The 12,123-nt window shown below is 60.7% G+C and carries 11 protein-coding genes; 3 read left to right on the top strand and 8 right to left on the bottom strand.

Features of this window, described 5'->3' with window-relative positions; translation table 11 throughout:
• Positions 1-7 precede the first annotated feature (7 nt).
• Positions 8-898 carry a universal stress protein gene (locus ACODTO_RS02000; RefSeq protein WP_139642133.1) on the bottom strand — a complete coding sequence of 297 codons (891 nt, stop codon included), beginning with the start codon at positions 896-898 and terminating at the stop codon, positions 8-10.
• A gap of 67 nt (positions 899-965) precedes the next feature.
• Positions 966-3,338, bottom strand: a complete 2,373-nt coding sequence (locus ACODTO_RS01995) for a phosphoketolase family protein (protein ID WP_489105885.1) — start codon at positions 3,336-3,338, stop codon at positions 966-968.
• A 194-nt stretch (positions 3,339-3,532) separates the two neighbouring features.
• On the opposite strand from ACODTO_RS01995, the gene ACODTO_RS01990 reads away from it, so the two are divergent.
• A complete protein-coding gene (locus ACODTO_RS01990; RefSeq protein ID WP_489105884.1) occupies positions 3,533-4,516 on the top strand; it encodes a zinc-dependent alcohol dehydrogenase family protein in 984 nt (327 codons plus the stop codon).
• Here the strand turns inward: ACODTO_RS01990 and ACODTO_RS01985 are convergent.
• Positions 4,506-5,399, bottom strand: coding sequence for a universal stress protein (locus tag ACODTO_RS01985; RefSeq protein ID WP_489105883.1), 894 nt, complete (start codon positions 5,397-5,399; stop codon positions 4,506-4,508). The genes ACODTO_RS01990 and ACODTO_RS01985 overlap by 11 nt on opposite strands.
• Before the next feature lie 241 nt (positions 5,400-5,640).
• On the opposite strand from ACODTO_RS01985, the gene ACODTO_RS01980 reads away from it, so the two are divergent.
• Positions 5,641-6,204 (top strand): GNAT family N-acetyltransferase, encoded by a 564-nt coding sequence (locus ACODTO_RS01980; protein ID WP_139642126.1) that lies wholly within the window; start codon positions 5,641-5,643, stop codon positions 6,202-6,204.
• 53 nt (positions 6,205-6,257) lie between these two features.
• Here the strand turns inward: ACODTO_RS01980 and ACODTO_RS01975 are convergent, their stop codons facing one another.
• The 3 genes from ACODTO_RS01975 to ACODTO_RS01965 all read right to left on the bottom strand — a co-directional run bounded on the left by ACODTO_RS01975 (position 6,258) and on the right by ACODTO_RS01965 (position 8,759).
• The gene (locus tag ACODTO_RS01975) at positions 6,258-7,169 is read right to left on the bottom strand and encodes a universal stress protein (protein ID WP_139642124.1); all 912 of its coding nucleotides are present in this window, start codon (positions 7,167-7,169) and stop codon (positions 6,258-6,260) included.
• 105 nt (positions 7,170-7,274) lie between these two features.
• Complete coding sequence (locus ACODTO_RS01970; RefSeq protein ID WP_139642523.1) at positions 7,275-8,522, bottom strand: MgtC/SapB family protein; 1,248 nt, start codon at positions 8,520-8,522, stop codon at positions 7,275-7,277.
• Between the two features lie 33 nt (positions 8,523-8,555).
• The gene (locus tag ACODTO_RS01965) at positions 8,556-8,759 is read right to left on the bottom strand and encodes a hypothetical protein (RefSeq protein ID WP_139642122.1); all 204 of its coding nucleotides are present in this window, start codon (positions 8,757-8,759) and stop codon (positions 8,556-8,558) included.
• 244 nt (positions 8,760-9,003) lie between these two features.
• On the opposite strand from ACODTO_RS01965, the gene ACODTO_RS01960 reads away from it, so the two are divergent.
• On the top strand, positions 9,004-9,927 hold the full coding sequence (locus tag ACODTO_RS01960; RefSeq protein ID WP_139642120.1) for a universal stress protein: 924 nt from the start codon (positions 9,004-9,006) through the stop codon (positions 9,925-9,927).
• A gap of 123 nt (positions 9,928-10,050) precedes the next feature.
• Here the strand turns inward: ACODTO_RS01960 and ACODTO_RS01955 are convergent, their stop codons facing one another.
• Positions 10,051-11,460, bottom strand: a complete 1,410-nt coding sequence (locus tag ACODTO_RS01955; protein WP_464711508.1) for a sensor histidine kinase — start codon at positions 11,458-11,460, stop codon at positions 10,051-10,053.
• Positions 11,457-12,119, bottom strand: coding sequence for a response regulator (locus tag ACODTO_RS01950; protein ID WP_489105882.1), 663 nt, complete (start codon positions 12,117-12,119; stop codon positions 11,457-11,459). The genes ACODTO_RS01955 and ACODTO_RS01950 overlap by 4 nt, the downstream gene beginning before the upstream one ends.
• Positions 12,120-12,123 lie beyond the last annotated feature (4 nt).

Genomic DNA, 12,123 nt, shown 5'->3' with positions numbered 1-12,123 from the left:
GACTTCGTCAGACCGCCAGGACACTGCACTGCACCTGATACAGGATGTGCTCTGTCGTGCTGCCCAGCAGTCCAAACGGATCATTGTGCTGGGAGCGGCCCATGACGATCACATCCACGTCATGCTCCAGAGCAAACTCACTGAGCGCCGAAACCGGATGACCCAGCAGAAACTGCCTGCGTTCGGCAGGCACACCGAACAGGTTGGCCAGTTCCAGAAAGGATTTCTCCAGGCTTCTGCGCAATTCCTTGCTGAGCTGCGACAGCGACACGCCGCCGCCCCCTACATCTCCCAGATAGACCGACGACCCGTCGTAGGCATGAGCCAGGTGCAACTGGGCGTCACATTGCAGTGCCAGGCCAAGTGCCTGGCGGATAATCCGGTCGTTAAGCCCGCTGTTCTGTGCAAAGGCGCTGGAAGGGTCCACAGCCGCGACTATTTTGCGCGGCAAGGCGTGACCGGCCGCGCCCACCATGTACAACGGAACGGAGCATTTGCGCAGCAGTTGCCAATCCAGTGGGGTGAAGAATGCGCGCTTGAGCAGGGACTCATGCTGGACCTGCTTGATCAGCAAGTCAGGCTGGAACTGCGAGACGTGCTGCAGGATCTGTTCACCCATGGTCTCGGCCCAGGCTATTTCGGTGGTGACACGCAAGCCCCGGTGCCGCATTTTGTCGGCCTCTTCCTCCAGCCAATTGCGCTGGTCCTGAAGATAGTTCTGCCGCGCCTCTTCACGAGGTTCCTGTTCGAGCAGCGACAAGATATCCAGCGAAGGAATCAATGCGGTGACATGCAGATGCGCTTCGCTGGCTGCCGCCAGGGCCGCGGCGTGATGAAGGACCGGTGAATATCTTTGCGCCGGGTTGAGGATCAGCAGCAGGCGTTGATACTGGCTCATGATGGTTCTCCGGAGACAGGCTCTAACGCCACGATGCAGCGCTTGATGCCATGATAAATAGCGGCCGTCATGGCGATGTGGGCGTCCAGCGCCACTCCAGTACCTCGGGCAGGTCCTGCCCATGCTCGATGACGTAGAGCTGATGCCTTTCCATGGTTTCCCAATATCGATCACGGGCGCTGTCGACCAGCGGACTCAGCCGTGGCACTCGCTGGATAACGTCAAGGGCCAATCGATAACGATCGAGCTGGTTGATCACCACCATATCGAATGGCGTGGTGGTCGCGCCTTGCTCCATGAAGCCGTGGACATGGAAGTTGTCGTGGTTATGACGTTTATAGATCAGCCGATGGATCAGCGACGGATAGCCATGGAAGGCGAAGATCACCGGCTTGTCCACGGTGAACAGCTCGTCGAACTCAGCATCCGACAGGCCATGGTCATGTTGTTGCGGCGGTTGCAACACCAGCAGGTCCACCACATTGATGACCCGTACACGCAGGTCCGGCACGTACTGGCGCAGCAACGTGATGGCGGCCAGGGTTTCCAGAGTCGGTACATCACCGGCACAGGCCATTACCACATCCGGATCTTCATCGTCCTTGCAGGCAAAAGCCCAACGGCCAATGCCTGCCATGCAGTGGCGAATCGCAGAGTCGATATCCAGCCATTGCCACTGCGGATGTTTGCCGGCCACGATCACGTTGATGTGGTTGCGACTCTTGAGACAATGATCGGTCACAGACAACAGGCAATTTGCATCGGGGGGCAAGTAAATGCGCACCACGTTGGCACTTTTGTTCGCCACCAGATCAATGAACCCTGGATCCTGATGGGAAAAGCCATTGTGATCCTGTCGCCAGACATGGGAGGTGAGCAGGTAATTGAGCGATGCGATCGGCGTGCGCCACGGTACCTGGGCTGCGGTCTTGAGCCACTTGGCGTACTGATTGAACATCGAATCGACGATATGGATGAAGGCTTCATAGCAGGAAAACAACCCATGGCGTCCGGTCAGCAGATACCCCTCCAGCCAGCCCTCACACACCTGCTCACTGAGGATTTCCATTACACGTCCCGCACTGTCCAGGTTGGTATCCCCTGCTTCCAGCGCGGCCAACCAGGTCTTGCCAGTGACCTCATATACCGCATCGAGCCGATTGGAGGCAGTTTCGTCGGGCCCGAACAGACGGAAATTGGCAGCCTTGAGGTTGTGCTTCATCACATCGCGCAGGTATCCGCCCAATACACGGGTGCCCTCGGCCTCGATGGCACCCGGCGCGGAAAACTGCACGGCATATTCGTTGAACCTGGGCATTTCCAAGGGTTTGAGAAGCAAACCACCATTGGCATGGGGGTTGGCGCCCAGACGCCGATGGCCTGTCGGCGCTAACGCGGCGATGTCAGGCCGCAACGCGCCGTTGGCGTCAAACAACTCCTCGGGTCGATAGCTCTCGAGCCACTGTTGCAGCTGTGTCAAATGCCGAGGCTGTTCGAGGTGACTCAGCGGGACCTGGTGGGCGCGCCAGCTACCTTCAACCTGCTGACCATCGACGAATTTGGGGCCTGTCCAGCCCTTGGGCGTGCGCAAGATCAGCAGTGGCCAGAGCTGGCGCTCCACAGTGCGTCCCGATGAGTCCGTACGGGCCTTGCGCTGGATGTCACGAATCTTGAGCAGCATCTCATCCAAGGTCTTGGCCAACTGCTGATGAACGACGAGCGGGTCGTCGCCTTCGACAAAAAACGGGTCGTAGCCGTAGCCATACATCAGGGCCGACAGTTCGTCCTCGCTGATGCGCGAAAGCAGCGTGGGGTTGGCGATCTTGAAACCGTTGAGATGAAGAATCGGCAGGACGGCGCCGTCACGCGCGGGGTTGAGAAACTTGTTGGAGTGCCAGCTCGCCGCCAGCGTACCGGTCTCTGCCTCCCCGTCGCCAATGACACACGTCACGATCAACCCTGGATTATCGAACGCCGCCCCATAGGCATGCGCCAGGGAATAACCCAATTCTCCCCCTTCGTGGATGGAACCTGGAATCTGCGCAGAAACATGGCTGGACAACCCATACGGCCAGGAAAACTGCCGGAACAGGCGCAGCATGCCGTTCTCGTTTTGTTCAATCGCGGGGTAATACTGGGTGAGGCTCCCCTCCAGGTAGCTTTGGGCGACAATGGCCGGACCGCCATGCCCAGGCCCCGTGACAAGGATCATGTCCAGGTCGTGGGTCTTGATCAGATGGTTGAGATGCACATAAATCAGGTTCAACCCGGGCGTTGTGCCCCAGTGGCCGAGCAGGCGCGGCTTGACCTGGTCAACTTGCAAAGGCCTGCGCAGCAAGGGGTTGTCCTTGAGGTAAATCTGTCCCACCGCCAGGTAATTGGAAGCACGCCAATAGGCATCGATACCTTCCAGTTGATCGGGACTGAGAAAATCACTCATCGCGTCCTCCAGACAAGATGGGTTGGCAGCGCTTCCTGCCGGTCGTCGGAGCCGCCGTCGAACAGCGTGCCATGGGTGGATTCTGGAACGCAGGAATGATCCCGACTTGATTTACATCAGAACCAGGGAGGCTAGGGTGTTAGAAGGTTCGGGCTCATCGGCATGGAACCGTCTGCTCAGACAGGAGAATCCTCATGCGCGCCATGGTCCTGCACTCGTCTGGCCAACCCTTGAAGCTGGAAGAACGCGCCTTGCCGATACCGGTACGCGGGCAACTGTTGATCAAAGTCCTGGCCTGCGGCGTATGTCGCACCGACCTGCATCTGTTTGACGGTGAGTTGCCCCAGGCCCGGCTGCCTCGGGTGCCGGGTCATGAAATCGTCGGGCAAGTCACCGCTGTCGGCACGGACACAGCCACCGACTGGATCGGTCGACGAGTGGGTGTCCCCTGGCTGGGCTGGACCTGCGGGATCTGTGAGTTCTGCCGCTCGGGAAGGGAGAACCTCTGCGATCAGGCGTTGTTCACCGGCTGCCAGCTGGACGGCGGTTACGCCGACTACACCGTCGCCGACGCGCGTTTCTGTTTCCCTCTCCCTGACGCCCTGGATGCGGCCGAAGCGGCGCCCTTGTTGTGTGCGGGGCTGATCGGTTTCCGAGCCTTGCAAATGGCCCAAGACGCCCCTCATCTGGGACTCTATGGCTTCGGCGCCGCTGCTCACCTGGCGATTCAGGTCGCCGTGGGCCGAGGCCAGCAGGTCTACGCCTTTACCCGGCCCGACGATGACGCTGGCCAGGCTTACGCCCGATCACTCGGCGCAACCTGGGCCGGCCCATCGGATCGACTCCCGCCACATTTGCTCGACGCCAGCCTGATCTTCGCACCCGTGGGCGAGCTGGTGCCGCTGGCCTTGAAGGCCACCGCCAAAGGTGGCTGCGTGGTGTGCGCCGGCATCCACATGAGCGACATTCCGAGTTTTCCTTATCGCTTGCTATGGGAGGAGCGCAGCGTGCGTTCAGTGGCCAACCTGACTCGTGCCGATGGCGTGGCATTTTTCCAGCAGCTGCAACACACCCCCGTGCATTGCAGCGTGACCTGCTTGCCCTTGATCGAAGCCAATCAAGCCTTGGAAGTCTTACGCAGCGGACAGGTCAATGGCGCCATCGTGCTTATCCCCTGACCGCCAACAGGCTGCCCGGTATCGAATACAAGGCCCGCTCCGTCGTGCTGCCGATCAAGCGCTCCAGGCCGACCCGGTGTGCGGTCCCCATCACCACCACATCAACCTCTAGCTCATCGACGAGTTCATGAAGGACCGGTATCGGCAGGCCAACGACGAAATGCCTTCGCTGCGCCGGCACACCGCAGCGCTCGGCCAGGTTGACGAACGCCGTATGCAACGACTCACGCAGGGCCTCGACATAATCGTCGTCCCAGGCCCCTGCCAGTAGCGACGCCTCTCCGTTGAACGCCGCCGACAGGTCGCAGGCATACAACAGGTGTAACGGAGCGTCGCATTGCCGGGCCAACGCCCCGGCGGCCTGGACAATCTGCTCATTCAAGGCATCGGCCTGGGGATCGGAGGGATCCACTGCTGCCAGCACCTGGCGCGGCATGCCGTGAACGGCCTGGTTGACCAGGTGCACCGGCACCGGGCAATCGCGTAACAGATGACAATCGAGGGGCGTGGCAAAGACCCGCTTGAGCAAGGGTTCGAGGGTGACATCCTTGATCAGCAGATCGGGTTGCAACTGTTCGACGTAACGAAGGATGTCCAGCAGAGGATGAGTGCTCCAGACCACACGCGTCGACACATTCAACCCCTCTTCCTTGAGCAGCGCAGCCTCCTCTGCCATCCAGCGGCGATAGCGATGCAAATGCCGCTGCACGTTCGCTTCGTCTGTTTTCTCACCCCATAGGTGGGTATGTGTCGGCGGCTGGACGAATACATATAAATGCAACTCGGCACCGCTGGCCCGGGCCAGGGCGCAGGCCCTGCGCATCGCAGCAGAGGGGTGCAAGTCGGGTTCGACGATCAACAGCAGACGCTGGTATTGCTCCATCGCACACCTCCACCCGGTTGTTCAACGGGAGCCGGCACCTCGCACCGGACACTGTCCGACATGACCTGCAGCGTGCGCCCATCGACGCCCCAAGCGGTTTGATCTGAATCAACGTCAATGCAATCGACGATTGGGTACGCCGAGGCTGATCCAGATCAGAATCGACTGCCGCCACCGGCGTAGAACTGCACGAATGCGAAACTTTTTTCGCACTGCACGCTTATCCGACGGAGGATCGATCATGCTCACAGTCAAAGCCCATAACGAACGCGCCGCCGCGCTGTATGCCAGCATCAGCGGCAAGCACTGGATTCAAGCGCTCAAAGACGGCCGGCATGTGCTGATCAGGCCGCTGCGGGAAGAGGATCGCCAGCGCGAATATGACTTCATCAAGCGCCTGTCTCCAGAATCGCGGCACATGCGCTTTCTATCGCAAATCAATGAGCCCGGAACGGCGATGCTCGATCAGTTGATGGAAGTCGACTATAAGACTCGCCTGGCCTACATCGCCCTGGTCCATGACGATGGCAAGTTGATCGAAATCGGCGTCAGCCGTTACTGCGCGACCTCTGATCACGAATGCGAGTGCGCCGTGACCGTCGCCGACCAATGGCAACACCTGGGACTGGGAACGCTGTTGATGGAACACCTGATAGAAACGGCGCGTAAAAACGGTTACCGCCAGATGTACTCCGTCGACTCCGCCAGCAATGCCGCCATGCGCGACCTGGCCCATAGCCTGGGGTTCGAAACCCGCACCGACCCCGAGGACACCCGGCAAGTCATTCATCGCCTCTACCTTTAGCGACGAGGCTGCGCGGGTACCCTGTAGAAAGGGGCCCGCGCAGGTGACTCCGGTCAAGCCTGCGGCTTGATCGCCCATACGCTGCAAGGGGCTCGTTGCAGCAAGAGCTCGGCGGTAGTGCCCAGGCGCCTGTCCAGGCCATGGTGTGCCGTGGTCCCCATCACGATCACGTCGACCTGGTGGTCGTGAGCGAACTTACAAATACCCGGCAGCGGTGCCCCTTCGACGAAATGACGCTTGTGCGGCGCGACCCCATGCCGCTCCGCCAGGGACTCGAACACCTCGTGCTGCGCCTCACCCAATGCCTCATAGATTCCAGTCGCCAGGGGGAGCGCGCCGACGCCCATGTCCGTCGCATAGATGGCGGTCCAGTCAAAGGCGTGCAGCAACTCGACGTCGGCGTTGCATTGCTCGGCCAACTTGACGGCGGCGTTGACGATCTGGTCGTTGAACACCAGGTCCTGTTCCTCGCTACGCAGCACGTCGACGATCGCCAGGACTCGCCGAGGCCGGGGGTTGCGCGAATCGGTGACCAGATGCACCGGTACAGGACAGTCGCGCAGCAAGCGCCAGTCCAACGGCGTGAAGAAGATCCGTTTCAGCGCCGGCTCCGGCTGTGCATCCTTGATGATCAACGCCAGCGGCAATTCCTTGATGTATTGCTGCAAACCTTGATAGGCATCCTTGCTCCAGACCACTTCACAGGTCACCTCGACCCCATGCCGCCGTGCCAGCTCGGCCTGTTGCCACAGCCAATGTCGATGTGTTTCCAAATAACCGTCGCGGGCGCTCTTGACCTGGTCGGGCGCGAACAGACCGGCCACCGACAGCACCTCCAGATAATCGATGGCGACGATATGCAGCGGCAGGTCCATCGCCAGCGCCAGCTCGGTGGCACGGTCGAACGCAGGCGTACGGGTCATGGCGTCAGGCGCCAACAGCAATAAACGTTGAGTCTGGGACATGGAACACCTCGACATAGGGCGACAGCCCGTTGAAGGATCGAGGCTCCAGAATGAACCTGTGGCGCAAGCCAGACTTGATCTTCCTCAACTGGCCATCATTGAGGATCAAAAATTCGGTAGCAGCAATCCCGCCCACACCGCCAGCGTTACCAACGCCTGGCCAGTAATCACCTGCACGGCGAACTTTCGCCCGCCACTGAGCCAGGCCACCGCGCACTTGCTCAGGGAGTTGCTGCTCATCGCTAACAACACCGGTACGGCACTCGCCTCGAAGGGCAGCAGACCGGCCTTGACCAACGACGCAATGGAGGCCATCGAGGCATGGGCGTCTACCAGGCCACTGAAAATCGCGGTGACGGCCACCCCGGCCTGCCCGAACGCGTTCAGCATCGCTGACGACACAACCGTGATGACGGTCATTGCCACGACTACCATCAACGTCAGTTTCAGACTGAAGGCCCCGCCGCCGTGCTTGATCCTCTCCTCGGTTGGCGCCCTGGGCCGGGTAAACATCAATGCGCTGGCGTAGAGCAGTATGGTCACCGCCCCGCATAGAAGCGGCCATCCCAGCCAACGCAGCAGCGCCGGCTCCACCGCCCCGAGAATCAGTGCTATCTGTGCCAGGGTCGCCAGGTTGGCCAGCACTGCGGCCGCGCTCAGCACATTCATATTGAGCGGTTCCTTCGCGGCGATGTGTCCCATGGTCGCGACCGTCATCGTAGCGGAGGCAAACCCCGATGCAATGGCGCCGAGGGCGTAGCCATAGCGATTGCCAAGGGTGCGAACCGCGACGTGCCCCAGTGCCGCTACCGCCATCAACATGACAGTCAGGGCGCAAATGGTGCGAAGGTTGATGACGTTGTAAGGCCCCAGGTAACGGTCCGGGGTGAGGGGCAGTATGACCAGCGCGGCGATCAACAGCGTCAGGCCATCGCGCAACTCGGCAGCGGTCAACTGGCTGCGGGCAAAATGGTGCAGCACCTGACGGTTGGCCAGCAGCCCCGCCATCACCGCGCCTATCGCAGTAGCCAAGGCCGGTGCACTGACGCAGAGCGCGCCCAACACCAACACCGCGAACAATGCGACTTCGCTGGTGATGCCAGGGTCTTCGGCCAGGTTTTTCCAATACGCCATGGTGACCAATGCGCCCAGTGCCAGCGCAACAAACCCTAGCAATAAAGGTCCGCCGGTCCAGGCCGTGACATACCCCAACATCGAAGTAACGGCAAAGGTACGCAGGCCAGCAAAATCGCGCCGGCCCTCCTCACCCTTGCGCCGCTCACGCTCAAGCCCCACGAGCAGGCCGATTCCCAGCGCCGCGCCAGCGTTGACAAAGCCCAGGACCTCGATCACGGCCATGGCTCTACGGCGCCATTTGACGCACGTTCATCGGGACGCCGCATGAACGATCTGCGACGCTTGTGCGCGCGCAATCACGTCTTGCGGCCAGACATGGGGCGCGTCGATCCGCGCCTGCAATGTCCTGGTGAACGACAGCGCTTCACCAGCGCTCCTGAAACCTATGCAAAAGGCATCCAGGTGCACCATCCAGCGCATTTCTGCCTGCCGCTCCTCAAGCCGAATAATCATGACCAACCTCCCATGGCGGGTGAGCCTGGATTTCAAGATCAGGCACCAGCCTGCGCCCGATTACGCTGGACGGGTTGATCATGATCAATCATTGCGCTGTTGCTCGGTCGGCACCGATGCGACGCTTTCAAACGTGTTTGATGCAAATCAAGTTACCCAGGCTCACCACGCTCATGATCGATAGCGGAAACAGCCCGCGCGAAAGTCGCCCGGCGCCAACAGGTCTTTGCCCAGGAGGTTTGTCATGTCTACGCAACCACGCTTGATGCTGGTCGTTTCGCCACTGATGGAACACAACCCGGCGTTCGACCGGGCAGCCGCCCTGGCCAAGGCCGAGGGCGCCGCCTTGCACATTGTCGCTTTTGATTACCTGGAAGGCCTGGCCACGGCCGGCCTGGTCAACGAACAGGCACTGGAGCAGATGCGCCTGGGCTACATCGAACGCCACCGCCAGTGGCTGGAAGAGAAAGCCAGACCCCTGCGCAAGCTCGGCCTCGAGGTCACGACAGAAGTGCAGTGGGTGGAGCGCCCCTTGCAGGAAATCCTGGTCCACCTCAAAGAAGCATCGATGGAGGCACTGATCAAGACGGTGGACCCTGAGTCCTGGATCTCGCGCATGATGTTCACGCCTTTGGACGTGCACCTGCTGCATGAATGCAAGGTGCCATTGCATTTCGTCAACAAAGTGGTTCATGCACGTCCGCGTAAAATCCTGGCTGCCGTCGATCCGTTCCACCACGATGGCCGCTACCAGGGGCTCAACGACCGGATCCTGAGCGAAGCCAACAAACTGGCTGCCAGCTGCGATGCGGAACTGGAAGTCATCTACGCCTATGACCTGTCCTCCATCACTGCCGCCGAATACGGTTTTGGCAATGGCTCGCCATTCTTTTCCTCGACGCTGGCCCGACAGCTTTATGAATCCCAGGGTGCGACATTCGACGCCTTGGCCGAACGCAATGGCATCGCCCCGGAACAACGCCGCATGATCATGGGTGATCCGGCCAAGGTGTTGGCCAGCTACGCCGGGGCCCACGACATCGATGTCATCGTCATGGGTCGCGTGGGCTATGGCGGCCTGGACAAGCTGATCGGAAGTACTGTGGAAAGTCTGCTGTACAAGATGCCGTGCAGCTTGTGGGTGATTGCGCCGCAGCAGTTGGATTGAGGCAGATGCCCATCGCCGATGACCTGTAAAGCAACCGCTTCAGGCCTGGCTTCTGCCACGTTGATTGGCGTCACATGCACGGCGCGCAGCGCGGCCAGCGAAATCGCAGGGGTTCACAGCCATTCATTTTTGACCTGAAAACAGCTTGGCAGAGGCCTGGAGTGCCTGAGCGTCGCGCATTTGCAAGGTGGCGCACAGCCCTCCTCCAGGGAGGTTCTCCAAATGAATCTGCCCGCCCAGGCGCTCGGCTATGGTGCGCACGATGGTCAGGCCCAACCCCGCGCCCTGATCATTGCCACGGCTATAGAACCGCTCGAAGAGCCGCTCACGCTCGGCCTCGTCGATACCCGGCCCCTGGTCTTCAACCGACAGTTCATAACAATCATCCTTCCTGGCCAGCCGTACCGTAATGACGCCATTGGCTGGCGAAAACCTAGCAGCGTTGGTCACCAGATTGTTCAAGGCAATATCAATGGCCACCGGATCGATTCGAACCAGGCCGATGTCGTCGCTGACATCCAGCACTGGCTCGAGTCCCTTGCTCAATAACCAAGGCGTCATCGGCACCAGGGCTGCACGCACCGTGGCAGCCAGATCGATCGGGGCAGGCGCCTCGGCAATCACCCGCGGTTCAAGCCGCGCCATGGTCAGCAGCTGGTTGACCAGGCGCGTGGTGCGATCGACCCCGGCGAGCAAATGCTCCAGGGATTCGCGACGACTTTGTTCATCCCCCGCCTCCATCAGGTTCTGTGCGTGCACCCGGAGTACCGCCAGGGGCGTGCGCATCTCATGGGCCGCATCGGCGATAAAACGCCGCTCACGGCCCATGACTTCCTGGATCTGCGCCAATACACGGTTGAGCGCCGCCTGCATGGGCTCAAGTTCTGTCGGCAACGGCATCATCTGCAGGGGTTCGAGTGAGCCTGGATGCCTGGCCCGCAATGTCGCCGCCATGTCCACCAAGGGCTTGAGCCCCCAGCCGATGGCCAACCAGATCACCGTGGCAAGAAGCACGCTGCCGATCAGGTTGGGCAGCACGGTATGCCGAACGATGCGATCCACCAGATCGGCGCGCACGTCGTCGCGCTCCCCCACCCAGATCTTGAGGCCGTACTGCGGGTCGTCCAGCACGAACGCCCGCCAAGTGTGGTTCTTCTGGTCCATCACCTCACTGAAACCGGCAGCGATCGGTGGCGAAGTGAAGGACGGCGCGCTGGAGGTGTGGACCAGCACGGAACCGTGTGCGTTCCAGACCTGGAAGGCAATCTTGCTTTCGTAGGGATGACCATCGACCTTGGGCTCCGCCTGCCCCAAGGCCGAGTTGAACGCCTGGTACAGCTCGGCATGCTCCTTGCTCGCCATGGGCATCCGCATGACGCCCTGCAGCAAACGGGCATTCTGGGCCAGTTGCGCGTCATAGACCTCGGCGATTTCGTGGTTGCTGTCGTGCAGATTGAAGACCGTGATGATCAACAGGCCAAGGAACAGCAGGCCCAGGATCAACGTCAGGGTACGGCGGCGGATCGAACTCATCGGTGCTCCTCCACCAGGTAGCCGACACCGCGAACGGTTCGGATCAGGTCGGTGGAGAACTTCTTGCGTAGATGATGGATATGGACTTCAAGCGTGTTGCTCTCGGCTTCCTCGCTCCAGCCGTACAGCAGTTGCATCAGATGGTCGCGGGTCATGACCCGCCCCGGCGGTGAGAGCAATTCGTGGAGCAGTTGATACTCTTTGGGCGTCAGTGCCACCGGCTTGCCCTGGTAACTGACTTGCTGCGTACCGGGGTTCAAGCTGATGCCGGCGTGCTCAATCAGCGCCTGGGCACGGCCCGCGCTGCGCCGCAGCAGGGCCCGTAGCCGGGCCTTGAGCTCTGCCAGGTCGAAGGGCTTGACCAGGTAATCGTCGGCCCCGGCATCCAGCCCTGCGATGCGGTCTTCGGTCGCATCGCGGGCAGTGAGAATCAGTACCGGCAGGTGACTACCACTCTCGCGCAAGCGACGCAGCACTTGCAGACCATCCATACGAGGCAGGCCCAGATCAAGTACCGCCAGGTCAAAGGCTTCACTGAGCAACGAATGCAGGGCACTGCTACCGTCCTGCAGCCAGTCGACGGTATAGCCCTCGCGAATCAGTGCCTGACGGATGCCTTCACCCAGCGCCACATCGTCCTCGATCAGTAATAAACGCACGCAC

The organism is Pseudomonas sp. FG13 (genome assembly GCF_057809755.1).
The sequence above is the reverse complement of the archived record's forward strand: the minus strand, read 5'-3'. Positions and strand labels throughout refer to the sequence as shown.